Source organism: Citrobacter sp. Cpo065 (assembly GCF_030332805.1).
Taxonomy (GTDB): domain Bacteria; phylum Pseudomonadota; class Gammaproteobacteria; order Enterobacterales; family Enterobacteriaceae; genus Citrobacter; species Citrobacter portucalensis.
Genome location: NZ_JAOWHC010000020.1, coordinates 304,378 through 327,719 on the forward strand (window position 1 = coordinate 304,378; position 23,342 = coordinate 327,719).

Annotated in this window: 26 protein-coding genes and 1 pseudogene; 20 read left to right on the top strand and 7 right to left on the bottom strand. The window is 53.8% G+C overall.

Translation table 11 applies throughout. From position 1 onward, the window contains the following. Nucleotides 1-22 precede the first annotated feature (22 nt). Nucleotides 23-2,221 (bottom strand): Zn(II)/Cd(II)/Pb(II) translocating P-type ATPase ZntA, encoded by a 2,199-nt coding sequence (gene zntA / locus OGY68_RS04310; protein WP_057067175.1) that lies wholly within the window; start codon nucleotides 2,219-2,221, stop codon nucleotides 23-25. A 74-nt stretch (nucleotides 2,222-2,295) separates the two neighbouring features. Next, a complete protein-coding gene (locus OGY68_RS04315; RefSeq protein ID WP_003827558.1) occupies nucleotides 2,296-2,922 on the bottom strand; it encodes a lysoplasmalogenase in 627 nt (208 codons plus the stop codon). A gap of 141 nt (nucleotides 2,923-3,063) precedes the next feature. Here OGY68_RS04315 and OGY68_RS04320 point away from each other — a divergent pair, with 141 nt between their 5' ends. Next, a complete protein-coding gene (locus tag OGY68_RS04320; RefSeq protein ID WP_048236961.1) occupies nucleotides 3,064-3,423 on the top strand; it encodes a DUF2500 domain-containing protein in 360 nt (119 codons plus the stop codon). Nucleotides 3,424-3,522: 99 nt separating this feature from the next. On the opposite strand, the gene OGY68_RS04325 is transcribed toward OGY68_RS04320, so the two are convergent. Beyond that, nucleotides 3,523-3,798, bottom strand: coding sequence for a DUF1145 family protein (locus tag OGY68_RS04325; protein WP_003023415.1), 276 nt, complete (start codon nucleotides 3,796-3,798; stop codon nucleotides 3,523-3,525). Continuing rightward, nucleotides 3,788-4,384: a 16S rRNA (guanine(966)-N(2))-methyltransferase gene (gene rsmD / locus OGY68_RS04330; RefSeq protein WP_003827565.1), complete on the bottom strand. Its 597-nt coding sequence runs from the start codon at nucleotides 4,382-4,384 to the stop codon at nucleotides 3,788-3,790. The genes OGY68_RS04325 and rsmD overlap by 11 nt, the downstream gene beginning before the upstream one ends. A gap of 151 nt (nucleotides 4,385-4,535) precedes the next feature. On the opposite strand from rsmD, the gene ftsY reads away from it, so the two are divergent. The 5 genes from ftsY to livJ all read left to right on the top strand — a co-directional run bounded on the left by ftsY (nucleotide 4,536) and on the right by livJ (nucleotide 10,334). Then, nucleotides 4,536-6,062 (top strand): signal recognition particle-docking protein FtsY, encoded by a 1,527-nt coding sequence (gene ftsY, locus OGY68_RS04335; RefSeq protein WP_057067174.1) that lies wholly within the window; start codon nucleotides 4,536-4,538, stop codon nucleotides 6,060-6,062. 2 nt (nucleotides 6,063-6,064) lie between these two features. Then, nucleotides 6,065-6,733, top strand: coding sequence for a cell division ATP-binding protein FtsE (gene ftsE / locus OGY68_RS04340; RefSeq protein WP_003023420.1), 669 nt, complete (start codon nucleotides 6,065-6,067; stop codon nucleotides 6,731-6,733). Beyond that, complete coding sequence (gene ftsX, locus OGY68_RS04345; RefSeq protein ID WP_020996073.1) at nucleotides 6,726-7,784, top strand: permease-like cell division protein FtsX; 1,059 nt, start codon at nucleotides 6,726-6,728, stop codon at nucleotides 7,782-7,784. Before ftsE ends, ftsX begins: the two co-directional genes overlap by 8 nt. 270 nt (nucleotides 7,785-8,054) lie before the next feature. Then, nucleotides 8,055-8,909, top strand: coding sequence for an RNA polymerase sigma factor RpoH (gene rpoH, locus OGY68_RS04350; protein ID WP_032945256.1), 855 nt, complete (start codon nucleotides 8,055-8,057; stop codon nucleotides 8,907-8,909). Between the two features lie 321 nt (nucleotides 8,910-9,230). Continuing rightward, entirely contained in the window at nucleotides 9,231-10,334 is a 1,104-nt protein-coding gene (gene livJ / locus OGY68_RS04355) for a branched chain amino acid ABC transporter substrate-binding protein LivJ (protein WP_139153507.1), read from the top strand. Between the two features lie 83 nt (nucleotides 10,335-10,417). Here livJ and OGY68_RS22950 read toward each other — a convergent pair. Next, nucleotides 10,418-10,545 (bottom strand): annotated as a pseudogene (locus OGY68_RS22950) (hypothetical protein). After that, the gene (gene panM / locus OGY68_RS04360; RefSeq protein WP_003827573.1) at nucleotides 10,530-10,913 is read right to left on the bottom strand and encodes an aspartate 1-decarboxylase autocleavage activator PanM; all 384 of its coding nucleotides are present in this window, start codon (nucleotides 10,911-10,913) and stop codon (nucleotides 10,530-10,532) included. Before panM ends, OGY68_RS22950 begins: the two are co-directional and overlap by 16 nt. Before the next feature lie 423 nt (nucleotides 10,914-11,336). Between panM and livK the strand changes: the two genes are divergently transcribed. The 14 genes from livK to ugpQ all read left to right on the top strand — a co-directional run bounded on the left by livK (nucleotide 11,337) and on the right by ugpQ (nucleotide 22,808). Then, a complete protein-coding gene (livK, locus tag OGY68_RS04365; RefSeq protein ID WP_003023433.1) occupies nucleotides 11,337-12,446 on the top strand; it encodes a high-affinity branched-chain amino acid ABC transporter substrate-binding protein LivK in 1,110 nt (369 codons plus the stop codon). Nucleotides 12,447-12,507: 61 nt separating this feature from the next. Further along, a complete protein-coding gene (livH, locus tag OGY68_RS04370; RefSeq protein WP_003827575.1) occupies nucleotides 12,508-13,434 on the top strand; it encodes a high-affinity branched-chain amino acid ABC transporter permease LivH in 927 nt (308 codons plus the stop codon). Beyond that, nucleotides 13,431-14,708 carry a branched chain amino acid ABC transporter permease LivM gene (gene livM, locus OGY68_RS04375; protein ID WP_048215381.1) on the top strand — a complete coding sequence of 426 codons (1,278 nt, stop codon included), beginning with the start codon at nucleotides 13,431-13,433 and terminating at the stop codon, nucleotides 14,706-14,708. The genes livH and livM overlap by 4 nt, the downstream gene beginning before the upstream one ends. Further along, nucleotides 14,705-15,472, top strand: a complete 768-nt coding sequence (gene livG, locus OGY68_RS04380) for a high-affinity branched-chain amino acid ABC transporter ATP-binding protein LivG (protein WP_003023438.1) — start codon at nucleotides 14,705-14,707, stop codon at nucleotides 15,470-15,472. Before livM ends, livG begins: the two co-directional genes overlap by 4 nt. A 17-nt stretch (nucleotides 15,473-15,489) precedes the next feature. Beyond that, entirely contained in the window at nucleotides 15,490-16,203 is a 714-nt protein-coding gene (gene livF, locus OGY68_RS04385) for a high-affinity branched-chain amino acid ABC transporter ATP-binding protein LivF (protein WP_003827581.1), read from the top strand. A gap of 99 nt (nucleotides 16,204-16,302) precedes the next feature. Next, nucleotides 16,303-16,584 carry a hypothetical protein gene (locus OGY68_RS04390; RefSeq protein ID WP_048215382.1) on the top strand — a complete coding sequence of 94 codons (282 nt, stop codon included), beginning with the start codon at nucleotides 16,303-16,305 and terminating at the stop codon, nucleotides 16,582-16,584. Further along, nucleotides 16,559-16,936, top strand: a complete 378-nt coding sequence (locus OGY68_RS04395; protein WP_286616855.1) for a dTDP-glucose pyrophosphorylase — start codon at nucleotides 16,559-16,561, stop codon at nucleotides 16,934-16,936. The genes OGY68_RS04390 and OGY68_RS04395 overlap by 26 nt, the downstream gene beginning before the upstream one ends. A gap of 58 nt (nucleotides 16,937-16,994) precedes the next feature. Then, a complete protein-coding gene (locus tag OGY68_RS04400; protein WP_032945249.1) occupies nucleotides 16,995-17,216 on the top strand; it encodes a type II toxin-antitoxin system Phd/YefM family antitoxin in 222 nt (73 codons plus the stop codon). Next, complete coding sequence (locus tag OGY68_RS04405; RefSeq protein WP_032945247.1) at nucleotides 17,213-17,581, top strand: type II toxin-antitoxin system death-on-curing family toxin; 369 nt, start codon at nucleotides 17,213-17,215, stop codon at nucleotides 17,579-17,581. Before OGY68_RS04400 ends, OGY68_RS04405 begins: the two co-directional genes overlap by 4 nt. Nucleotides 17,582-17,838: 257 nt before the next feature. Next, nucleotides 17,839-19,155 (top strand): sn-glycerol-3-phosphate ABC transporter substrate-binding protein UgpB, encoded by a 1,317-nt coding sequence (gene ugpB / locus OGY68_RS04410; protein WP_003827583.1) that lies wholly within the window; start codon nucleotides 17,839-17,841, stop codon nucleotides 19,153-19,155. A gap of 110 nt (nucleotides 19,156-19,265) precedes the next feature. After that, nucleotides 19,266-20,153: a sn-glycerol-3-phosphate ABC transporter permease UgpA gene (gene ugpA / locus OGY68_RS04415; RefSeq protein ID WP_003837841.1), complete on the top strand. Its 888-nt coding sequence runs from the start codon at nucleotides 19,266-19,268 to the stop codon at nucleotides 20,151-20,153. Further along, nucleotides 20,150-20,995: a sn-glycerol-3-phosphate ABC transporter permease UgpE gene (gene ugpE, locus OGY68_RS04420; RefSeq protein ID WP_003023450.1), complete on the top strand. Its 846-nt coding sequence runs from the start codon at nucleotides 20,150-20,152 to the stop codon at nucleotides 20,993-20,995. Before ugpA ends, ugpE begins: the two co-directional genes overlap by 4 nt. Nucleotides 20,996-20,997: 2 nt before the next feature. Continuing rightward, entirely contained in the window at nucleotides 20,998-22,068 is a 1,071-nt protein-coding gene (locus tag OGY68_RS04425) for a sn-glycerol-3-phosphate import ATP-binding protein UgpC (RefSeq protein WP_032945244.1), read from the top strand. Continuing rightward, on the top strand, nucleotides 22,065-22,808 hold the full coding sequence (ugpQ, locus tag OGY68_RS04430; protein WP_057067171.1) for a glycerophosphodiester phosphodiesterase: 744 nt from the start codon (nucleotides 22,065-22,067) through the stop codon (nucleotides 22,806-22,808). Before OGY68_RS04425 ends, ugpQ begins: the two co-directional genes overlap by 4 nt. On the opposite strand, the gene OGY68_RS04435 is transcribed toward ugpQ, so the two are convergent. Beyond that, the gene (locus OGY68_RS04435) at nucleotides 22,805-23,245 is read right to left on the bottom strand and encodes a DUF2756 family protein (protein ID WP_057067170.1); all 441 of its coding nucleotides are present in this window, start codon (nucleotides 23,243-23,245) and stop codon (nucleotides 22,805-22,807) included. The two genes, ugpQ and OGY68_RS04435, sit on opposite strands and share 4 nt — an antisense overlap. Nucleotides 23,246-23,342 lie beyond the last annotated feature (97 nt).

A 23,342-nucleotide genomic window follows, 5' to 3' on the forward strand; every position in this document is an offset into this window, starting at 1 on the left:
GCCATCAGGCGAGAAACAGGCACTACCCTTTACGCAACAACCGCAGCGCGTTCGCGGTCACCAGCACCGTCGCCCCCGTATCCGCCAGCACCGCCAGCCACAGTCCGGTTATCCCGAGCAGCGTGGTGACGAGGAAAATCCCCTTCAGACCCAGCGCAATCGCAATGTTCTGGCGAATATTGGCGTGGGTGGCCCGCGCCAGCTGAATCATTTGCACCAGACCACGCAGACGGTTGTGGGTCAGGGCTGCATCGGCGGTTTCCAGCGCGACGTCGGTCCCGCTTCCCATCGCAATGCCGATGGTAGCCGCTTTCATTGCCGGGGCATCGTTGATGCCGTCGCCGACCATCGCCAGCGGCGACTGTTGGTTAAGATGGGTAACGGCCTGCACCTTATCTTCCGGCAAGAGTCCCGCTTTGAATTCGAGGCCCAGTTCACCGGCAATGGCGGCGGCCGCACGCGGGTTATCACCGGTCAGGATCACGCCTTTCACGCCAATCTGATTAAGCTCGCTGATGGCGCTGCGAGCGTCATCGCGCAGCGTGTCCTGTAGGGCCAGTACGCCGAGTACAGTATCGTTACGCAGCACCAACACCACCGTTTGGCCCGCGCTTTCCAGCTCGCTAATCTGCCCGGCAAAGGCGTCGGCAGGCTGCTTACCAGCGGCGCAAATCAGTACGCGTTCGCCGTTGACCAGCGCTTCAATTCCAGAGCCAACCAGCGCCCGTTGCTCTTTTGCGACAGGAATAGTCAGTTCGCGCGTTTGTGCTTCCCGAACAATTGCTTGTGCCAGCGGGTGTGTCGCGCCTTGCTCTACCGCTGCCGCCAGTGCCAGCAATTCAGCCTCACCAATACCGCTTGCCGGATGAATCGCCGTGACGCGTGGTTTACCGACGGTCAGGGTGCCGGTTTTATCAAACGCCACCTGCGTGACTCTACCCAACTGTTCCAGCGCGGCTCCGCCTTTGATTAATGCCCCACGACGCGCCGCAGCGGCAAGACCAGAAGTAATGGCTGCGGGGGTTGAAATCACCAGAGCGCAAGGACAGCCAATCAGCAGCAGCGTCAGCCCTTTGTAAATCCACTCCTGCCAGGATGCGGCAAACAGCAGTGGCGGTACGAGGGTGACCAGCAGCGCAACCGCCATAATAGCTGGGGTATAAATTCGGCTGAAACGGTCAATAAAGCGCTCAATGGGGGCGCGGCGTTCTTCCGCTTCTTCAATCAGCTTCAGAATACGGTCAATCGCGCTGGCACCCGGTTCTGAGAGCACTTCCAGCGTTACCAGACGATCCACGCTGGTGGCACCCGCCGGGACTTTCTCGCCGGTGGCGCGTTCAACCGGGAGCGATTCGCCGGTCAGGGCGCTCTCATCAAAGCTGGCAAAGCCGGAGACCAGTTTGCCGTCGGCAGGTAAACGCCCACCCGCGGCAACCTCAATAACATCGCCAGGCCGGAGGGTATTGATAGCCACCTCTTCGCGTTCGCCGTTACGCAGGCGTGTGGCGGTTTCCGGTTTGAGCGCCATCAGAGCGCTGACCCCTTTACGGGCGCGGCTGGCGGCCCATCCTTCCAGACGCTCGCCAATTAAAAACAGCAGCAGCACCATAGCGGCTTCCGCCGTCGCGCCGATAAACAGTGCGCCAATGGCGGCGACGCTCATCAGCGTTTCAATGGCAAAGTAGCTGCCGGTTTTCATCAGACGCAGGGCCTGACGGGCAATGGGATACAGACCGACCAGCGTGGTGGCGATAAACGCTATCTGACCGAAAGGATGATTGAACTGCTCCAGCCCCCAGCTAATCGCCATCATAATAATCAGCGAAATCAGCGGCAGGTTTTCTTTAAAACGTGACTCGGGGGCGGCGTCCGTCGCGTGCTCATCGCGCAGGGTATAGCCTGCTTTTTGCACCGCGTTTTCAACTTGCTGGCGGATATCGGAACCGGCATCGACCACCAGTTTTTCAGTGGCGAACAGAACCTGGACCTGGTTGACGCCGCTGACCTGGCGGACCGCATTCTCTACTTTGCGGGCGCAAGCTGCGCAGTCCATGCCCGCCACTTTCCAGGAATAGCGGGTACCTATTACGGTATCGGATACGGTTGGTGTAGTGGAGCAGCTTCCTTCGCAGCAGCAGTCATCCGCCTTTTGTGGTGCAGGCGCTGGCTTGAAAGAAGAGAATTGTGGGACTTTTTTGCCACGGGTATCGGGTGTCGACATGGCATCCTCCGGTTGATAATCATTTCGTATTAACCGGAGGATACACTCTGGAGTCGACTCCAGAGTCAAGCGTTTTAAAGATACAACGAACGAACAATCAGGAAATGTCCGGCGAAGTAGCAGGCGGCGGCAATAGCGTTATCGGCGCGGAAGCGGCGACGGTAATGGCTACCCAGCCAGACAATGTTGCCGATGAACAGGAGGGATGCGCCCATAAATGCCGACAGCGCCGGGGCGGTCGGTCGAAAGAACCACAGCTCACCGGCCATCCAGACCATCATCAGCGTGATGCCGATAAAGGTGCAGATAGCGACACGCAGCTCTTCCAGACGCGTCCAGATCACGGCGATCAGCAACGCCCCCAGCACTACCAGCACCAACGGCAAAGGCCAGAAGAACGACAGCGTCATTTGGCTGGCGAAGTAAATGGTATACAGCAGATGCGACAGGAAGAATGCCCCCACGGCGTACAGCAGGCGTTGGCGCGGTAACAGCGTCAGCGCATCGCCCAGCAGCGAGGCAAGCAGGCCAGCCAGCACCAGATAGCTGATAGCGTTAAACATTGGCGCCTGCCAGGCCAGCAGCGCCAGCAGGAGTAACGTCAGGGGCTTAAAGACCCAGCGTTGCCAGGCAGGTCCACGATAGGAAGCATCCACGAACAACCATGCGGAAAGACAGACAGCGATAAACGACCAAAGCATCTTAGTTCCTTGAATTCGTTATTTTTTCGTAAGCGGGGTGCTCACGGCTCTACTGTCCAGTGTAGAGGTCGACACAGCCAGATGACAACACCATAACAGGCGATGTATGCTTATTTCCGCATTTTCTGATGGGTTAATAATATGAGCAAACCACCACTTTTTTTCATTGTTATCATTGTCTTAATCGTTGTCGCTGCGTCGTTTCGCTTTGTTCAGCAGCGGCGAGAAAAAGCCGATAATGATGCGGCGCCGCTGGTGCAAAAGCAGGTGGTGGTAAGTAATAAACGGGAAAAACCGCTAAACGATCGGCGATCCCGCCAGCAGGAAGTGAGCCCGGCAGGAACCAGCATGCGCTATGAAGCCAGCTTTAAGCCACAAAACGGGGGGATGGAGCAGACGTTTCGTCTGGATGCCCAGCAGTACCACGCGTTAACGGTCGGGGATAAAGGCACGCTGAGTTACAAAGGTTCGCGATTTGTTGATTTTACGCTTGAACGCTAAGGTGTCATCTGACTGATGCCGGATGGCGGCTTACGCCTTATCCGGCCTACAGATTTTTCGCCCCGGCCCGCAACGTGCCGCCGGGCGAAAAGATCACAGCTACTTCTTCAACTGATCTTTAATCTTCTTCTGCCACACCAGTAGCTCAAAGACGCCGAACAGAAAAATACGGATTTTCTCTCCGTTGGTCATCTGCGGGCCATCTTTAGGCATGGTGCTTTTTAGCAGCGCCAGCTGCATGCCATGCATCAGCACCATAAATATCAGTGCGACGTTAACGAAGATGTTAAGCGGGCGTGGAAAGGGTTGGAAAATATTCAGTAGTAAAAATGCCCAGACGCACAGCATCAGCAGGCGTCCCAGGTTAATCAGCATCGTGTTCTCCTCGTGCTTCACGTTGGTACAGGCGATAGGCGACCTGTCCGGCGACTTTCTCACGGTATAGCGACCAGTTCACCGGAACCGGCGGTAAGCCGTTTTCTACTTCGCTTTCAACGTAAATATACGCTTCATTTGCCAGCCAGCCATGAGTTTCCAGAAGAGTTAATGTTTCTTCCAGTAATCCTTTGCGAAACGGCGGGTCAACAAATACCACGTTATGCGGCGTACCTGCCTGAGCCAAAAATGTCAGCGTATTGGTATTGACGACGCGGGCATGGGAGGCTTTCAGTGTGGCGAGATTCTTTTGTAGCTGCTGAGATACCGCGCGATCCATCTCCAGAAGCGTCGCATTTGCCGCATAGCGAGAGAGGGCTTCCAGCCCCAGCGCGCCGCTGCCGGCGAAGCAGTCCAGACAGTGAGCATCGACCATTACCGGGGCCAGCCAGTTAAACAACGTTTCGCGCACACGGTCGGTGGTCGGACGTAAGCCGGGGCTGTCCGGAACCGGGAGTTTACGGCCACGCCATTGCCCGCCAATAATGCGGATCTGGCCGCTACCAGAGTGATTCGGTTTTTTCATTTCTATTATTGCTCAATCCGCCTATAGCATGTCATTCCAGGCGGTGATGTGAGTTAAGTTAAGTGATAGACTATTTCATCATTTTTTTAGCTGCTATGTACATAGCGTTGACGCTGTGCCATGAAGCAACAGCGGGGGAGTGTAGTCGCAAATGGCGAAAGAGAAAAAACGTGGCTTTTTTTCCTGGCTGGGCTTTGGTCAAAAAGAGCAGGCACCGGAAAACGAGACAGAAGTAAAAAATGAAGAACAACAACCGGTTGCTGAAGAAACTACCGTCGTTGACGAACAGCCGCAAGTCGAGGAAACCCGTAGCGAGGCTGAAACGCAAGCCTTTGCAGCTGAAGTCGTTGAAGTAACTGAACAGGTTGCGGAAATCGAAAAACTGCAGCCGGAAGAAGAACCTGTCGCCGAACAAGCGCAGCCGGAGATTGAGCTGGTTGCTGAACCCGTTGCTGAAACTGTAGTGGAAACGCCAGCAGCGGTGGTTATCGAACGCGAAGAATTACCGCTGCCGGAAGAGGTGAAAACCGAAGAAGTTTCTGCCGAAGAGTGGCAGGCCGAGGCGGAAACCGTGGAAATCGTTGAGGCGGCTGAAGAAGAAGCTGAAAACGAACCGCGGCTGACCGACGAAGAGCTGGAAGCACAGGCGCTGGCCGCTGAGGCTGCTGAAGAAGCGGTTATGGTGGTGCCGGTAGAAGAACCTGCTGTAGAAGAACCGGTAGAAGAAGAGGTGGTCCAGGAGCAGGAAAAACCAACCAAAGAAGGTTTTTTTGCGCGTCTGAAACGCAGCCTGCTGAAAACAAAAGAAAACCTCGGTTCCGGATTTATCAGTCTGTTCCGTGGTAAAAAGATCGACGATGATCTGTTTGAAGAGCTGGAAGAGCAGCTGCTGATCGCTGATGTGGGTGTAGAAACGACCCGCAAGATCATTGCGAATCTGACGGAAGGCGCCAGCCGCAAGCAGCTTAAAGATGCGGAAGCGCTGTACGGTCTGTTGAAAGAAGAGATGGGCGAGATTCTGGCGAAGGTTGACGAACCGCTGAACGTTGATGGCAAAACACCATTTGTTATCTTAATGGTTGGCGTCAACGGCGTGGGCAAAACCACCACTATTGGTAAGCTGGCGCGTCAGTTTGAGCAGCAGGGTAAATCGGTAATGCTGGCGGCAGGTGATACTTTCCGTGCGGCGGCGGTAGAACAGCTGCAGGTTTGGGGTCAGCGTAACAACATCCCGGTGATTGCTCAGCATACTGGCGCGGATTCCGCGTCCGTTATCTTTGATGCCATCCAGGCGGCGAAGGCGCGTAACGTAGACGTGCTGATCGCTGATACCGCAGGGCGTTTGCAGAATAAATCGCACCTGATGGAAGAATTGAAAAAAATCGTTCGCGTCATGAAGAAGCTGGACGAAGATGCGCCGCATGAAGTTATGCTGACTATCGACGCCAGCACCGGGCAGAATGCGATAAGCCAGGCCAAACTGTTCCATGAAGCGGTGGGCTTAACCGGTATCACCCTGACCAAGCTGGACGGTACGGCGAAGGGCGGGGTTATCTTCTCGGTAGCCGATCAGTTTGGCATCCCTATCCGCTATATCGGTGTGGGCGAACGTATCGAGGATTTACGTCCGTTTAAAGCGGACGATTTTATAGAGGCACTTTTTGCCCGAGAGGATTAACAATGATTCGCTTTGAACATGTCAGCAAGGCCTATCTCGGTGGGAGACAAGCGCTGCAGGGAGTGACCTTCCATATGCAGCCTGGCGAGATGGCGTTTCTGACCGGCCACTCCGGCGCGGGGAAAAGTACCCTGCTGAAGTTGATTTGTGGAATTGAACGGCCCAGCGCCGGGAAAATCTACTTTAGCGGGCATGACATCAGCCGTTTGAAAAACCGTGAAGTGCCGTTTCTGCGTCGTCAGATTGGCATGATTTTTCAGGATCACCACCTGTTGATGGACAGAACCGTGTTTGACAATGTGGCAATCCCGCTGATCATCGCGGGTGCCAGCGGGGACGATATTCGTCGTCGCGTGTCAGCGGCGCTGGATAAGGTCGGGCTGTTGGACAAAGCGAAAAACTTCCCGATTCAACTCTCCGGCGGTGAACAACAACGCGTCGGCATCGCCCGTGCGGTGGTGAATAAACCTGCGGTGCTGCTGGCGGATGAACCAACGGGGAACCTGGATGACGCGCTGTCAGAAGGGATCCTTCGCCTGTTCGAAGAGTTTAACCGCGTCGGGGTCACGGTATTAATGGCCACGCACGATATTGGCCTGATCTCCCGTCGCTCCTATCGCCAAATGGTTCTGAGCGATGGACATCTGCATGGAGGCCTGGCGCATGAATAGACGTGACGCTATTAACCAAATCAAACAGTTCGGTGGCCGACTGGATCGCTTTCGTAAATCGGGCGGTGCGCCGGGTGACGGCGGTCGCAACACGCCAAAGCGTGCGAAAGCCGCGCCAAAGCCGAATTCGCGTAAAACCAATGTCTTTAACGAGCAGGTACGTTATGCGTTTCAGGGCGCGTTACAGGACCTGAAAAGCAAGCCGCTGGCGACGTTTCTGACGGTGATGGTTATTGCCATCTCCCTGACGCTGCCAAGCGTGTGCTACATGGTTTATAAGAACGTAAACCATGCGGCAAGCCAGTATTATCCGTCTCCGCAGATCACCGTTTACCTGCAAAAAACGCTGGATGATGATGCGGCGGCGCGGGTGGTTGGTCAGTTGCAGGCCGAGCAGGGCGTGGAGAAAGTGAATTATCTTTCTCGTGACGACGCGCTGGGTGAATTCCGCAACTGGTCTGGCTTTGGCGGCGCGCTGGATATGCTGGAAGAGAACCCGCTTCCGGCCGTGGCGGTTGTTATCCCGAAACTGGACTTTCAGGGTACGGAGTCGCTGAACACGCTGCGTGACCGCATCGCACAAATCAACGGTATTGATGAAGTGCGAATGGATGACAGCTGGTTCGCTCGCCTGGCGGCGCTGACGGGCCTTGTCGGGCGCGTTTCCGCGATGATCGGCGTGCTGATGGTGGCGGCGGTCTTCCTCGTCATCGGTAACAGCGTGCGTCTGAGTATTTTTGCGCGACGCGATACCATTAACGTGCAAAAACTGATTGGCGCGACGGATGGATTTATCCTGCGTCCGTTCCTCTACGGCGGTGCACTGCTCGGTTTTTCCGGTGCATTTCTTTCACTGATTTTGTCAGAAATTTTGGTGATGCGTCTGTCGTCAGCGGTAACTGAAGTGGCGCAGGTTTTTGGAACCAAGTTTGATATCAATGGCTTATCATTCGACGAGTGCCTGTTATTGCTGCTGGTGTGCTCAATGATTGGCTGGGTGGCAGCCTGGCTTGCCACGGTTCAACATTTACGCCACTTTACCCCCGATTAAAAAATCTCTGGTATAATCTTTCCCTGCACTGAGTAGTTCGCTCTGCAGGGAAAGAGTCCCTGTGATCTCTTCCCGGCGTATTCATTGTGATGTCACATTTTGTGCGTAATCTATACACATTACGACATGGAACTTGTGGATAAAATCACTGTCTGATAAAAGATTGAATGATATTCTCGTTGCTCATAAGCTCTGGCATGGTTGTTGCTACTGGTTTTTGTTAATTAGTTTTTAGCCAATGCGCCAGATGAAAAGATTGAGAGGATTTGAATGACCAAAGAAATGCAAAATTTAGCTTTAGCCCCTGTTGGTAACCTGGAATCTTACATCCGGGCTGCGAACGCGTGGCCGATGTTGTCGGCTGACGAGGAGCGGGCACTGGCTGAAAAGCTGCATTACCAGGGCGATCTGGAAGCAGCTAAAACGCTGATCCTGTCTCACCTGCGCTTTGTTGTTCATGTTGCTCGTAATTATGCGGGTTATGGCCTGCCGCAGGCGGATCTGATTCAGGAAGGTAATATCGGCCTGATGAAAGCTGTGCGCCGTTTCAACCCGGAAGTGGGTGTGCGCCTGGTTTCCTTCGCCGTGCATTGGATCAAAGCTGAGATCCACGAATACGTTCTGCGTAACTGGCGTATCGTTAAAGTTGCGACCACCAAAGCACAGCGTAAGCTGTTCTTTAACCTGCGTAAAACCAAGCAGCGTCTGGGCTGGTTTAACCAGGACGAAGTTGAAATGGTTGCTCGCGAGCTGGGTGTTTCCAGCAAAGACGTGCGCGAAATGGAATCCCGTATGGCGGCACAGGACATGACGTTTGACATGTCTTCAGACGATGAGTCTGACAGCCAGCCGATGGCCCCGGTGCTGTATCTGCAGGATAAATCTTCTAACTTTGCCGACGGCATTGAAGAAGATAACTGGGAAGATCAGGCCGCGAACAAATTGACCCACGCAATGGAAGGTCTGGACGAGCGTAGCAAGGACATCATTCGTGCCCGTTGGCTGGACGAAGACAACAAGTCGACGTTGCAGGAACTGGCCGATCGCTACGGCGTTTCCGCTGAACGTGTTCGTCAGCTTGAAAAGAACGCCATGAAAAAACTGCGCGCGGCGATCGAAGCGTAATCTTCGCGCATTGCCAATGAACCCTCGAATGTGAATTCGGGGGTTTTGTTTTTTGTAGGCCGGATAAGGCGTTTACGCTGCCATCCGGCAACACCTTTGCCCGATGGCGCTTTGCTTATCGGGCCTACGACCTTTCCTCCCCCTCCCCAGATACGAATTTGTTATCTGGATGTAAATTTAGCTATTCCAAAATAATAAAAATCGGGTATGTTTTAGCAGAGTATGCTGCTAAAGCACGGGTGGCTATCCAATAATCGAAATAAAGTGCTGAACAACAACATCACAACACACGTAATAACCACAATAATGGGGATTGTCAGGATGAATATGAAGGGTAAAGCGTTATTGGCAGGATGTATCGCCCTGTCTTTGAGCAATATGGCGTTTGCTAAGGATATTAAAGTTGCCGTCGTCGGCGCGATGTCCGGTCCGGTAGCGCAGTATGGCGATCAGGAATTTACTGGCGCAGAGCAGGCGATTGCAGATATCAACGCCAAAGGCGGCGTGAAAGGCGACAAACTGGTCATGGTGAAATATGACGATGCCTGTGACCCGAAACAAGCGGTAGCGGTAGCTAACAAAGTGGTCAATGACGGGATTAAATATGTTATCGGCCACCTGTGCTCGTCTTCCACTCAGCCTGCGTCAGATATCTATGAAGACGAAGGCATTCTGATGATCACCCCAGCGGCAACGGCGCCTGAGCTGACCGCGCGCGGCTATAACCTGGTGATGCGTACCACCGGTCTGGATTCCGATCAGGGCCCAACTGCTGCCAAATATATCGTTGAAAAAGTGAAGCCGAAGCGCATTGCGATCGTTCACGACAAACAACAGTACGGTGAAGGCCTGGCGCGTTCCGTGCAGGATAACCTCAAGAAAGCCAACGCTGACGTGGTGTTCTTCGACGGAATCACCGCCGGTGAAAAAGACTTCTCGACGCTGGTGGCGCGTCTGAAGAAAGAGAATATCGATTTCGTTTACTACGGTGGTTACCACCCGGAAATGGGGCAGATTCTGCGCCAGGCACGCGCTGCGGGTCTGAAAACCCAGTTTATGGGACCAGAAGGGGTAGCGAACGTGTCGCTGTCTAACATTGCGGGTGAGTCTGCAGAAGGCTTACTGGTAACGAAACCGAAGAACTACGATCAGGTTCCGGCGAACAAACCGATTGTGGACGCGATCAAAGCCAAGAAACAGGATCCGAGCGGCGCATTCGTATGGACCACCTACGCCGCGCTGCAATCCTTACAGGCCGGTCTGAACCAGTCTGACGACCCGGCTGAAATTGCCAAATACCTGAAAGCAAACTCAGTGGAAACCGTAATGGGGCCGCTGTCATGGGATGCGAAGGGCGATCTGAAAGGCTTTGAATTCGGCGTGTTTGACTGGCATGCAAACGGGACGGCGACCGACGCCAAATAATTTTCCTGGCGCCTTTCGCGCTGCAGATGCGTTGGCTACGTTATTCAACCCCGGTCACTTACTTATGTAAGCTCCCGGGGACTTCATAACTTGCCGCCTTCCTGCAACGTGAAATTCTTGGAAAATTGCGAGATGGTTTTTTATTTTTTGCTCCCAGCATGTAGGCCGGATAAGCGTCAGCGCCATCCGGCTTTTTTATCTTTTTTCCCAGCCATTCTCCTGGGCTGTAAACCCTAACGCCTGCATAAACGCGGCCATCACGCTGCGGTCTTCGACGCCGACGTCGGCCATCCACCATGAACTCACGTCAGGGTTTTCCCGGATGACTTCTTCGATCAAATACTGCCCGACGCCGCGACGGCGGGTGATATCGCGTACGCGCAATGAATCTAATGCACCTTGCGTGCCGCTCAGGGTTACGCGAACTGCGCCTAACAGACGCTCGTTAAAGCGTGCGGCGTAGATCCGGTGCGTTTCATCTACGCTTAACGATGAGGCGGAATATTCCGGCCAGATTTTGCCCAGATCAATCTGGTCCTGGTCGCTAAAGTTATCTAAACGAACGATGGTCAGCTTCATTAACAGCATGTCCAAATCACAAAAGATGGAATGAGTGTACCGAAATAATTCGGCCGGATGCTTTCTCTTTTTTATGTGAATAACCAGATTAATAATTTTGTAACAACGGTAATGACAGTTTGAAACCGTAGAGATTGAAAAACAGGCAGAATAATACCCTGGAATGCAGCATTTTATTCGGCTCTTTGTACCGTTATTTTATGCTGACAAACGTGCTTTTTTTTGTTTATCTATAGTGAAAAGCAGAATATTATCTTTTCTTAATCGACTGAAAAATAGAGATTTTAGCCTGATTTTGCTTAAAAAACTGCGCTAAACCATTAATGAGACTGGTAAAAATAGTGTAGTTCAAAAAAAGCACAGACTGCTTTTTAACCACATAAATACAAAATATTAATTACGTCACGAATGGGGATTCAGGTAATGAAACGGAATGCGAAAACAATCATCGCAGGGGTGATAGCACTGGCAATGTCACACGCGGTCATGGCGGAAGATATCAAGGTCGCTGTTGTCGGCGCGATGTCAGGTCCGGTCGCGCAGTGGGGCGATATGGAATTTAATGGCGCACGTCAGGCCATTAAAGATATCAATGCCAAAGGCGGGGTCAAAGGCGACAAACTGGTCGCTGTGGAATATGACGATGCCTGCGATCCGAAACAGGCCGTTGCGGTAGCGAACAAAATCGTCAATGACGGCATTCAGTACGTTATTGGACATCTGTGCTCATCTTCCACGCAGCCCGCATCAGATATCTATGAAGATGAAGGCATTCTGATGATTTCTCCGGGTGCCACAAACCCGGAACTGACCCAGCGAGGTTACGCTCACATTATGCGTACAGCGGGCCTGGACTCCTCTCAGGGGCCGACCGCCGCGAAATACATTCTGGAGAAGGTGAAGCCACAGCGTATCGCCATCATTCACGATAAACAGCAATACGGTGAAGGTCTGGCGCGTTCGGTGCAGGACAGCCTGAAAGCGGGCAAAGCCAATATCGTTTTCTTTGACGGTATCACCGCCGGGGAAAAAGATTTTTCTGCGCTGATCGCTCGCCTGAAAAAAGAAAATATCGACTTTGTTTATTACGGCGGCTACTACCCGGAAATGGGGCAAATGTTGCGTCAGGCGCGTTCCGTCGGGCTGAAAACCCAGTTTATGGGACCTGAGGGCGTCGGCAATGCGTCGCTGTCTAACATCGCCGGTGATGCTGCTGAAGGCATGCTGGTAACCATGCCAAAACGCTATGACCAGGATCCGGCGAATAAGGCTATCGTCGATGCGCTCAAAGCTGACAAGAAAGATCCAACCGGACCATACGTGTGGATCACTTATGCAGCCGTCCAGTCATTGGCGACAGCAATGGATCGCAGCGGTAGTAAAGAGCCGCTGGACCTGGTGAAAGATCTGAAAGCACACGGGGCTGATACCGTGATTGGGCCGCTGAAATGGGACGAAAAAGGCGATTTGAAGGGATTTGAGTTTGGTGTCTTCCAGTGGCATGCAGACGGTTCTTCGACCGTTGCGAAGTAATACCTGAAGACGAGTTATCCCACCGCCCGTGCAAAACGGGCGGGTTTAAAAAGGTTACCTTATGTCCGAGCAGTTCCTCTATTTCTTGCAGCAGATGTTTAACGGCGTCACGCTGGGAAGCACCTACGCGCTGATCGCCATCGGTTACACGATGGTGTACGGCATTATCGGCATGATCAACTTCGCCCACGGCGAGGTGTATATGATCGGCAGCTATGTCTCCTTTATGATCATCGCTGCGCTAATGATGATGGGCATCGATTCCAGCTGGCTACTGGTCGCGGCGGGCTTCGTCGGCGCGATTGTCATTGCCAGCGCCTACGGCTGGAGCATTGAACGCGTGGCGTATCGGCCCGTGCGCAGCTCCAAGCGCCTGATCGCGCTGATTTCCGCTATCGGGATGTCCATCTTCCTGCAAAACTACGTCAGCCTGACGGAAGGTTCGCGCGACGTGGCGCTGCCCAGCCTGTTTAATGGCCAGTGGACTGTCGGCAGTAGCGATAACTTCTCTGCTTCCATCACCACCATGCAGTTGGTTATCTGGATCGTAACCTTCCTGGCGATGCTGGCGCTGACGCTGTTTATCCGTTACTCCCGTATGGGCCGCGCCTGCCGTGCCTGTGCCGAAGACCTGAAGATGGCCAGCCTGCTCGGCATTAACACCGATCGCGTGATTGCGTTGACCTTTGTGATTGGTGCGGCAATGGCGGCGGTAGCGGGCGTGCTGCTCGGTCAGTTCTATGGCGTAATTAACCCATACATCGGCTTTATGGCCGGGATGAAGGCCTTTACCGCGGCGGTACTGGGCGGCATCGGCAGCATTCCAGGGGCGATGATCGGCGGCCTGATTCTGGGCGTTGCGGAAGCGCTCTCCTCTGCTTATCTGAGTACCGAATACAAAGACGTCGTTTCATTCGCGCTGCTGATTCTGGTGCTGCTGGTGATGCCGACCGGTATTCTGGGTCGCCCGGAGGTAGAGAAAGTATGAAACCGATGCATTTTGCAATGGCGCTGCTCTCTGCCGCTATGTTCTTCGTCCTGGCGGGCGTCTTTATGGGCGTTCAGTTAGAGCTGGACGGTACCAAGCTGGTAGTTGATACCGCCGCGGATATCCGCTGGCAGTGGGTGTTTATCGGCACTGGCGTGGTCTTTCTTTTCCAACTGCTGCGTCCAGCCTTCCAGAAAGGCCTGAAGAGCGTCTCCGGACCAAAGTTTATTCTGCCGGCGATTGATGGCTCCACCGTTAAACAGAAGCTGTTCCTGGTGGCGCTGCTGGTGATTGCCGTGGCGTGGCCGTTTATGGTGTCACGCGGTACGGTGGATATCGCCACGCTGACGATGATTTATATCATCCTCGGCCTCGGCTTAAACGTGGTGGTAGGGCTTTCGGGCCTGCTGGTGCTGGGCTACGGCGGCTTCTATGCCATCGGCGCTTACACCTTCGCGCTGCTGAACCACTATTACGGACTCGGCTTCTGGACTTGTCTGCCGCTGGCGGGACTGGTTTCCGCTGCTGCGGGCTTCCTGCTCGGCTTCCCGGTACTGCGCCTGCGCGGTGATTATCTGGCGATTGTGACCTTAGGCTTCGGCGAAATCGTCCGCATCTTGCTGCTCAACAACACCGAAGTAACCGGCGGTCCAAACGGTATTAGCCAGATCCCGAAACCGACCTTTTTCGGTCTGGAGTTCAGCCGTACCGCCCGTGAAGGCGGCTGGGATACCTTCAGCAACTTCTTTAACGTCAAGTACGATCCGTCTGACCGCGTCATTTTCCTCTATCTGGTGGCGCTGCTGCTGGTGGTCTTCTCGTTGTTTGTTATCAACCGTTTGCTGCGTATGCCGCTGGGTCGTGCGTGGGAAGCGCTGCGTGAAGATGAAATTGCCTGTCGTTCTCTGGGCTTAAACCCTACGCGTATCAAGCTGACAGCCTTTACCATCAGCGCCGCGTTTGCCGGTTTTGCCGGTACGCTGTTTGCCGCGCGCCAGGGCTTCGTCAGCCCGGAATCCTTCACCTTTGCCGAGTCGGCCTTTGTGCTGGCGATTGTGGTACTGGGCGGAATGGGCTCACAGTTTGCGGTCATCCTCGCAGCTATCCTGCTGGTGGTGTCACGCGAACTGATGCGTGATTTCAACGAATACAGCATGTTAATGCTGGGTGGTTTAATGGTACTGATGATGATCTGGCGTCCGCAGGGCTTGTTGCCGATGACCCGTCCACAGTTGAAGCTGAAAAACGGGGAAGCAAAAGGAGAGCAGGCATGAGTCAGCCATTATTATCCGTTAACGGCCTGATGATGCGCTTCGGCGGTCTGCTGGCGGTAAACAACGTTGAACTGGAACTGCGACCGCAGGAGATTGTCTCGTTAATCGGCCCGAACGGTGCGGGGAAAACCACGGTCTTTAACTGTCTGACCGGTTTTTATAAGCCGACCGGCGGGACGATTAAGCTGCGTGACCAGCACCTGGAAGGGCTGCCGGGTCAGCAAATCGCGCGTATGGGCGTGGTACGTACTTTCCAGCACGTGCGTCTGTTTCGCGAAATGACGGTGATTGAAAACCTGCTGGTGGCGCAACATCAGCAACTGAAAACTGGCGTCTTCTCCGGCCTGTTGAAAACCCCGTCGTTCCGTCGCGCGCAGAGTGAAGCGTTGGATCGCGCCGCTACCTGGCTGGAGCGTATTGGCTTGCTGGAGCATGCCAACCGTCAGGCCAGTAACCTGGCCTATGGCGACCAGCGTCGTCTGGAAATTGCGCGCTGCATGGTGACCCAGCCGGAAATCCTGATGCTCGACGAACCCGCTGCTGGACTCAACCCGAAAGAGACCAAGGAGCTGGACGAGCTGATTGCTGAACTGCGTAACCATCACAACACCACCATTTTGTTGATTGAGCACGACATGAAGCTGGTGATGGGGATTTCCGACCGTATTTACGTGGTGAACCAGGGCACGCCGCTGGCAAATGGGACGCCGGAACAGATTCGTAATAACCCGGATGTTATCCGCGCCTATTTAGGTGAAGCATAATGGGGGCGAGGATTAATATGGATAAGGCGATGTTATCGTTCGACAAAGTCAATGCCCACTACGGCAAGATACAGGCGCTGCACGACGTCAGCTTGTATATCAACCAGGGTGAAATCGTTACTCTGATTGGTGCTAACGGCGCGGGAAAAACCACGCTGCTCGGCACATTGTGTGGCGACCCGCGAGCGACCAGCGGGCGAATCGTCTTTGATGGTAAAGACATTACCGACTGGCAGACGGCGAAAATCATGCGCGAAGCGGTAGCGATTGTGCCGGAAGGGCGTCGCGTGTTTTCCCGCATGACGGTGGAAGAGAACCTGGCGATGGGCGGCTTCTTTGCCGAAAAGGACCAGTTTCAGGAACGCATCAAATGGGTGTATGACCTGTTTCCCCGTCTGCATGAGCGTCGTATTCAACGTGCGGGAACGATGTCCGGCGGTGAACAGCAGATGCTGGCGATAGGCCGCGCACTGATGAGCCAGCCGAGGCTGCTACTGCTTGATGAACCGTCGCTGGGTCTGGCGCCGATTATCATCCAGCAGATTTTTAACACCATCGAACAGCTGCGCGAGCAGGGGATGACCATCTTCCTCGTCGAACAGAACGCTAACCAGGCGCTGAAGCTCGCCGATCGCGGCTACGTGCTGGAAAACGGTCATGTGGTGCTGGAAGACACAGGTGATGCGTTACTGGCTAACGAAGCGGTGCGAAGCGCGTATCTGGGCGGTTAATCATTCTCTGAATAGACAAGGGGCCGCTGTGGCCCCTTTTTATTGCTCTATGTTATTATTGAGAATAGTTATCAATAATAAAATGAACATGGAGAAAGGATGATTCGTTCAGGTACCTGCATGATGATTGGCAGTTTGTTTTTGACGCTTTCATTAACTACCCTGGCCTCAACACCGCCAGCGTTTGACCCGCGCGATCCCGCTATCTGGGAAGAGAAACCGGACAACCCGTTAGCGCAATCCGACTCGCCCTGCGAAGTGTTTACCAGCTCGGTATGCCCTGGCTGGGATGATGATAAATCGGATATCCAACGTGAACGTGAGCGGCGAGAGCAGCAGCGTTTACAGAATGAATATGAACGACGCTGGCGTCGGGATTAATTTTACCGGAGTTTATGGGCTGCACTATCTGCGCCCCGAACTACTTTTGGATTTCGTCAGTATCAGTAGTGCGCCGTTGCTTGCCGTTACGCCAGTTGCCCTGTTGTATTCCTCTGTCGGAGTGCTGCAGCAGGTTGACTTACGCAAATTGCCGGTCGATGTTTGCGGGCGCGTGGTGTACCCCATCTCTTCACTGAAGCTTCCCGCGCTACGAGGAAAGCTCATCATTAACGCCCAGTCGCGACGGCTCAAGTTTCTGGAAAGTCTGGTGGCGATATCGCCGGAAGATAATATCCACGGTATGCAGATCCTGGGACTGGCGCTGGAGTTTACGTTCGCACAACCTGAGTGATGCTTCTTTTTTGTACATCTTAGATGTACAATTGAGTTGTACATATGAGGAGGTTTTGATGCGTACCATGAACTATAGCGAAGCCCGACAAAATCTGGCTGAAGTACTGGAGAGCGCTGTCACCGGCGTTCCTGTCACTATTACACGTCGTGGTCATAAGCCTGCCGTAATCATCAGCGCGGAAGAGTTCGAACGCTATCAGGCTGCAAGACTTGATGATGAATTTGCCGATATCATGATGGTACATGGTAATGAAATCAGGGAGCTGGCGGATAAATGACCCTACAAATTATCTCAGCGGAAGAGATAATCCAGTTTCACGACAGGCTGCTACGCGTAACGCCTGGCGTTGCGGGCATGCCTGATCCTGGTCGTGCTGAAGCGCTGATGTATCGAGTGTTAAATCAAATTGAATACGAAGGTGTGACCGACGTGTGGTTGCTGGCCGCAATGCATTTACTGGCTATCTCACGTGGGCATATTTTTAATGATGGTAACAAACGTACCGCTTTGTTTATTACGTTACTGTTTTTAAAGCGTAACGGGATAGCTGTGCCTGCAAACCCGGATTTTGTCGCCATGACGGTTGAAGCGGCTGCGGGCCAACTGACGCTGGAACAAATAGCCTCTCGCCTGCGTGGTTAACTCCGGCGGAAGCCATTGTAGGCCGGATAAGATGCGTTAGCATCGCCATCCGGCGGTTCGTAGGCACTTTCGCTATAAGTGTCACAGCTCCCACTTTCCTTCCTTAGCACCGTCACCGCCTTGCCATCTGTTTGTCGCCTTACTATCTTTTTTTTGTAATAAAAAAGTTATTTTTCTGTCATTCGAGCATGTCATGTTACCCCCGCGAGCATAAAACGCGTGATATCGCGCATCCGGCACAACAAGAGAGATAACCGATGATATCGTTACGACATACAGCTTTAGGACTGGCACTTAGCCTGGCATTTGCAGGTCAGGCACTGGCGGTCACCACTATCCCGTTCTGGCACTCAATGGAAGGCGAACTGGGTAAAGAAGTTGATTCACTGGCGCAACGTTTTAATGCAGCCAATCCCGACTACAAAATTGTTCCGCAGTACAAAGGCAACTACGAGCAGAGCCTGAGTGCAGGAATTGCTGCTTTCCGTACCGGAAACGCGCCTGCGCTGCTGCAGGTTTATGAAGTGGGTACGGCAACCATGATGGCCTCAAAAGCCATTAAACCGGTCTATGAAGTATTCAAAGAGGCTGGCATTAACTTCGATGAGTCTCAGTTCGTACCGACCGTTTCCGGTTACTACACCGACTCTAAAAGCGGACACTTGCTCTCCCAGCCGTTTAACAGCTCCACTCCGGTGCTGTACTACAACAAAGATGCCTTCAAAAAAGCCGGTTTAGACCCGGAGCAGCCGCCGAAAACCTGGCAGGATCTGGCGGAATATACCGCGAAGCTGAAAGCCGCAGGTATGAAGTGCGGTTACGCCAGCGGCTGGCAGGGATGGATTCAGATTGAAAACTTCAGCGCCTGGAACGGTCTGCCGGTAGCAACCAAAAACAATGGCTTTGACGGTACTGACGCGGTGCTGGAGTTCAATAAACCGGAACAGGTGAAACATATCGCTCTGCTGGAGGAGTTGAACAAAAAAGGTGATTTCAGCTACTTCGGGCGTAAGGACGAATCCACTGAGAAGTTCTACAACGGGGATTGTGCCATTACCACCGCCTCTTCCGGTTCTCTGGCTGACATCCGTCACTACGCTAAATTCAACTATGGCGTCGGGATGATGCCGTACGATGCTGATGTGAAGGGCGCGCCGCAGAATGCGATTATCGGTGGGGCCAGCCTGTGGGTGATGCAGGGTAAAGACAAAGCAACCTACGAAGGCGTGGCGCAGTTCCTCAACTTCCTGGCGAAGCCTGAAATTGCTGCTGAATGGCACCAGAAGACCGGCTATCTACCGATCACCACCGCTGCCTACGACCTGACCCGTGAACAGGGCTTCTATGAGAAGAACCCTGGGGCTGATATCGCCACCCGCCAGATGCTGAACAAGCCGCCGTTGCCGTTCACCAAAGGGCTGCGTTTGGGCAATATGCCGCAGATCCGCACTATTGTGGATGAAGAGCTGGAAAGCGTCTGGACTGGGAAGAAAACCCCGCAGCAGGCACTGGATGCCGCCGTTGAGCGTGGCAATCAGTTACTGCGCCGCTTTGAGCAATCGACCAAGTCTTAAGTGTATAAGTGCCTGATGGCGCTGCGCTTATCCGGCCTACAAGTTCGTAGTTTGTAGGCCGGGTAAGGTGCTTGCACCGCCATCCGGCACCTTCTAGGAAAAGAACCTACATGTCTTCATCCCGTCCGGTATTCCGCTCGCGTTGGCTTCCCTATTTGTTGGTGGCTCCGCAGCTGGTTATCACCGTTATTTTCTTTATCTGGCCCGCCGGTGAAGCGTTGTGGTACTCGCTACAATCCGTTGATCCGTTTGGTCTTTCCAGCCAGTTTGTCGGACTGGAAAACTTTGTCGCGCTGTTTCATGACCCGTACTACCTCGACTCATTTTGGACCACCATTAAGTTCAGTACGTTAGTCACGGTAAGTGGTCTGCTGGTGTCGTTATTTTTTGCGGCGCTGGTGAATTACGTGGTGCGCGGCAGCCGTTTTTACCAGACGCTGATGCTGTTGCCATACGCCGTCGCGCCTGCCGTCGCCGCCGTATTGTGGATCTTCCTGTTTAACCCAGGACGTGGGCTGATTACCCATTTTCTCGGTGAGTTTGGCTATGACTGGAACCATGCGCAAAACAGCGGTCAGGCGATGTTCCTGGTGGTGTTTGCATCGGTCTGGAAGCAGATTAGTTACAACTTCCTGTTCTTCTTTGCCGCACTGCAGTCTATCCCGCGATCACTGATCGAAGCTGCTGCGATTGATGGCGCAGGGCCGGTTCGCCGCTTCTTTAAGCTGGCGCTGCCGTTGATAGCCCCGGTCAGCTTCTTTCTGCTGGTGGTGAATCTGGTTTATGCCTTCTTTGATACCTTCCCGGTTATTGATGCCGCCACGGCGGGTGGGCCGGTGCAGGCGACGACCACGCTGATTTATAAGATCTACCGTGAAGGGTTTGTCGGGTTGGATCTGGCTTCTTCCGCCGCACAATCGGTGGTGCTGATGTTCCTGGTCATTATTTTGACGGTGGTGCAGTTCCGCTATGTGGAAAGTAAGGTGCGTTACCAATGATTGAGAACCGTCGTGGGCTGACAATATTCAGCCATGCCATGTTGATTATGGGGATCATGGTGATCCTGTTTCCGCTGTACGTCGCGTTTGTTGCGGCGACGCTGGACAACAAAGCGGTGTTTGAAACGCCGATGACGCTGGTTCCCGGCACGCAGTTGCTGGAGAACATGAAATACATCTGGGTCAACGGTGTGGGCGTCAACAGCGCGCCGTTCTGGTTGATGATGCTTAACAGCTTCATCATGGCGTTCAGTATTACGGTAGGGAAAATCACCGTCTCCATGCTCTCCGCATTCGCCATCGTCTGGTTCCGTTTTCCGCTGCGCAACCTGTTCTTCTGGATGATTTTTATCACCCTGATGCTGCCGGTTGAGGTGCGAATCTTCCCCACCGTGGAGGTTATCGCCAACCTGAAAATGCTCGACAGCTATGCGGGTCTGACGCTGCCGTTGATGGCATCGGCTACTGCGACCTTCCTGTTCCGACAGTTCTTTATGACCCTGCCGGATGAGCTGGTTGAGGCCGCGCGAATTGACGGTGCGTCACCGATGCGTTTTTTCCGCGATATCGTACTACCACTGTCAAAAACCAATCTGGCGGCGCTGTTCGTTATTACCTTTATCTACGGCTGGAACCAGTATCTGTGGCCGCTGTTAATTATTACCGACGTCAATTTGGGTACTGCGGTGGCGGGTATCAAAGGCATGATCGCCACCGGTGAAGGCACCACGCAGTGGAACCAGGTAATGGCTGCCATGCTGCTGACGCTCATCCCTCCGGTAATCATCGTGTTAGCCATGCAGCGTGCCTTCGTACGCGGTCTGGTCGATAGTGAGAAATAAAAATGGCTGGTTTAAAACTACAGGCAGTAACCAAAAGCTGGGACGGCAAAACCCAGGTGATTAAACCGCTGACGCTGGACGTCGCGGACGGGGAATTTATCGTGATGGTTGGCCCATCCGGCTGCGGAAAGTCTACGCTGCTGCGGATGGTGGCCGGGCTGGAGCGGGTGAGCGGTGGCGATATCTGGATTGATAATAAACGCGTCACCGAGATGGAGCCGAAGGATCGCGGCATTGCGATGGTCTTTCAAAACTACGCGCTCTACCCGCATATGAGCGTGGAAGAAAACATGGCCTGGGGGCTGAAAATCCGCGGGATGGGCAAGGAGCACATTGCTGAACGGGTAAATGAGGCGGCGCGTATTCTCGAGCTGGGTGAGCTGCTCAAACGTCGTCCGCGCGAACTTTCTGGCGGTCAGCGCCAGCGCGTAGCGATGGGGCGAGCGATTGTGCGTGACCCAGCGGTATTCCTGTTCGATGAGCCGCTTTCTAACCTCGATGCCAAGCTGCGCGTGCAGATGCGTCTGGAGTTACAACATCTGCATCGCCGCCTGAAAACCACTTCGCTATACGTGACGCACGACCAGGTTGAAGCGATGACCCTCGCCCAACGGGTGATGGTGATGAACAAAGGCATTGCCGAGCAGATAGGTACACCGGTTGAGGTGTATGAAAAGCCTGCCAGCCGCTTTGTGGCGAGTTTTATCGGCAGCCCGGCGATGAACCTGCTGGACGGGTGCATCAGTACCTCGGGCACCCATTTTGAACTGGAGGGCGGCATGACGCTACCCATCGGCAGAAGCGCGAGAGAGTCTATTGGGCATAAAATGACGTTGGGTATCCGCCCAGAGCATATTGCGCTAAGCTCGCAGGCCGAAGGCGGCGTGCCGTTGGTTGTTGATACACTGGAAATGCTGGGCGCAGATAACCTGGCACACGGACGCTGGGGCGAGCAAAAGCTGGTGGTGCGACTGGCGCATCAGCATCGCCCAACGGCAGGCAGCACGCTGTGGCTGCATCTGCCGGAAAATCATCTGCATCTTTTTGATGGCGAAACAGGACAACGCGTATGAGTAACTGGCCTTACCCCCATATTGTCGCCCATCGTGGCGGCGGTAAGCTGGCCCCGGAAAACACCCTGGCGGCGATCGACGTGGGGGCGCGATACGGGCATACCATGATCGAGTTTGACGCTAAATTGTCGAAAGACGGTGAGATCTTCTTACTGCATGACGACAACCTGGAGCGAACCAGCAACGGGTGGGGCGTGGCAGGCGAGCTGAACTGGCAGGATTTATTGCGCGTGGACGCCGGCGGCTGGTTTAGCGGTGAGTTTAAAGGTGAACCGCTGCCGCTGCTCTCGCAAGTGGCCGAGCGCTGCCGTCAGCACGGTATGATGGCGAATATTGAAATTAAACCCACAACCGGCACCGGAACGTTAACCGGCAAAGTCGTGGCGCTGGCCGCGCGGGAACTGTGGGCGGGAATGACGCCGCCACTATTGTCATCCTTTGAAATTGATGCACTTGAAGCGGCGCAGCTGGCGGTACCTGAACTGCCGAGAGGCTTGCTGCTTGATGAATGGCGCGAGGACTGGCGCGAGCTGACAACGCGGCTTGGCTGCGTCTCTATTCATCTTAATCACAAACTGCTGGATGAAGCGCGTGTGGATGCGCTGCGTGATGCGGGGCTACGTATTCTGGTATATACCGTCAACCGACCCCAGCGCGCGGCGGAACTGCTGCGCTGGGGCGTGGACTGCATCTGTACCGATGCCATTGATACGATTGGTCCGGATTTCCAACCTTTTTAAGGCCCAATCGTTTTTAACGGAACGTTAGGCTGCGGCGTGCTGGAGGGCTTCAGCATGTCGCCGTTCTTTTTCTCTGACAGCATATGTTGCTTATTCAGAGAGCTGTCCGGGTTACGGGTTCCACTCAACATCCCACCGTTGCTGTTGGGCAGCATTTGCTGCTGGCTGGGATTCAACTCGCCTGGCTGAGACTGAAGGACCCGCTGGGAGTTGGTGTTAATTTGGTTTTCCAGATGCTGTTGCTGCATACGCGTCTGGGTTTGCAACTGTTGGTTGAGCATCCCTTTCTGCTGAATTTGCTGCGTTTGCATTTGGGTTTGCATACGCTGCTGACTCGGGATCTGATAACCGGGTTGGTTCGGGTTATTCATGGTGTTGATGGGCTGTGTAAAGCCTGCAAACGGCAACAGCATGGCTAAAAGTAAGAGTCGTTTCATCGCTTTTCTCCTCTCGGGGATCTCTTAAGTTTACTCCTTTCTCGCCGTTACGATGATTATTTCAGAGTTATGCACCAGGCTTAGTGGGGGCCGACCC

What these genes read in the sequence shown, in the direction of transcription:
- zntA (WP_057067175.1), bottom strand. Translation starts at nt 2,221, where the DNA reads ATGTCGACACCCGATACCCGTGGCAAAAAAGTCCCACAATTCTCTTCT.
- OGY68_RS04315 (WP_003827558.1), bottom strand. Translation starts at nt 2,922, where the DNA reads ATGCTTTGGTCGTTTATCGCTGTCTGTCTTTCCGCATGGTTGTTCGTG.
- OGY68_RS04320 (WP_048236961.1), top strand. Translation starts at nt 3,064, where the DNA reads ATGAGCAAACCACCACTTTTTTTCATTGTTATCATTGTCTTAATCGTT.
- OGY68_RS04325 (WP_003023415.1), bottom strand. Translation starts at nt 3,798, where the DNA reads ATGCTGATTAACCTGGGACGCCTGCTGATGCTGTGCGTCTGGGCATTT.
- rsmD (WP_003827565.1), bottom strand. Translation starts at nt 4,384, where the DNA reads ATGAAAAAACCGAATCACTCTGGTAGCGGCCAGATCCGCATTATTGGC.
- ftsY (WP_057067174.1), top strand. Translation starts at nt 4,536, where the DNA reads ATGGCGAAAGAGAAAAAACGTGGCTTTTTTTCCTGGCTGGGCTTTGGT.
- ftsE (WP_003023420.1), top strand. Translation starts at nt 6,065, where the DNA reads ATGATTCGCTTTGAACATGTCAGCAAGGCCTATCTCGGTGGGAGACAA.
- ftsX (WP_020996073.1), top strand. Translation starts at nt 6,726, where the DNA reads ATGAATAGACGTGACGCTATTAACCAAATCAAACAGTTCGGTGGCCGA.
- rpoH (WP_032945256.1), top strand. Translation starts at nt 8,055, where the DNA reads ATGACCAAAGAAATGCAAAATTTAGCTTTAGCCCCTGTTGGTAACCTG.
- livJ (WP_139153507.1), top strand. Translation starts at nt 9,231, where the DNA reads ATGAATATGAAGGGTAAAGCGTTATTGGCAGGATGTATCGCCCTGTCT.
- panM (WP_003827573.1), bottom strand. Translation starts at nt 10,913, where the DNA reads ATGAAGCTGACCATCGTTCGTTTAGATAACTTTAGCGACCAGGACCAG.
- livK (WP_003023433.1), top strand. Translation starts at nt 11,337, where the DNA reads ATGAAACGGAATGCGAAAACAATCATCGCAGGGGTGATAGCACTGGCA.
- livH (WP_003827575.1), top strand. Translation starts at nt 12,508, where the DNA reads ATGTCCGAGCAGTTCCTCTATTTCTTGCAGCAGATGTTTAACGGCGTC.
- livM (WP_048215381.1), top strand. Translation starts at nt 13,431, where the DNA reads ATGAAACCGATGCATTTTGCAATGGCGCTGCTCTCTGCCGCTATGTTC.
- livG (WP_003023438.1), top strand. Translation starts at nt 14,705, where the DNA reads ATGAGTCAGCCATTATTATCCGTTAACGGCCTGATGATGCGCTTCGGC.
- livF (WP_003827581.1), top strand. Translation starts at nt 15,490, where the DNA reads ATGGATAAGGCGATGTTATCGTTCGACAAAGTCAATGCCCACTACGGC.
- OGY68_RS04390 (WP_048215382.1), top strand. Translation starts at nt 16,303, where the DNA reads ATGATTCGTTCAGGTACCTGCATGATGATTGGCAGTTTGTTTTTGACG.
- OGY68_RS04395 (WP_286616855.1), top strand. Translation starts at nt 16,559, where the DNA reads ATGAACGACGCTGGCGTCGGGATTAATTTTACCGGAGTTTATGGGCTG.
- OGY68_RS04400 (WP_032945249.1), top strand. Translation starts at nt 16,995, where the DNA reads ATGCGTACCATGAACTATAGCGAAGCCCGACAAAATCTGGCTGAAGTA.
- OGY68_RS04405 (WP_032945247.1), top strand. Translation starts at nt 17,213, where the DNA reads ATGACCCTACAAATTATCTCAGCGGAAGAGATAATCCAGTTTCACGAC.
- ugpB (WP_003827583.1), top strand. Translation starts at nt 17,839, where the DNA reads ATGATATCGTTACGACATACAGCTTTAGGACTGGCACTTAGCCTGGCA.
- ugpA (WP_003837841.1), top strand. Translation starts at nt 19,266, where the DNA reads ATGTCTTCATCCCGTCCGGTATTCCGCTCGCGTTGGCTTCCCTATTTG.
- ugpE (WP_003023450.1), top strand. Translation starts at nt 20,150, where the DNA reads ATGATTGAGAACCGTCGTGGGCTGACAATATTCAGCCATGCCATGTTG.
- OGY68_RS04425 (WP_032945244.1), top strand. Translation starts at nt 20,998, where the DNA reads ATGGCTGGTTTAAAACTACAGGCAGTAACCAAAAGCTGGGACGGCAAA.
- ugpQ (WP_057067171.1), top strand. Translation starts at nt 22,065, where the DNA reads ATGAGTAACTGGCCTTACCCCCATATTGTCGCCCATCGTGGCGGCGGT.
- OGY68_RS04435 (WP_057067170.1), bottom strand. Translation starts at nt 23,245, where the DNA reads ATGAAACGACTCTTACTTTTAGCCATGCTGTTGCCGTTTGCAGGCTTT.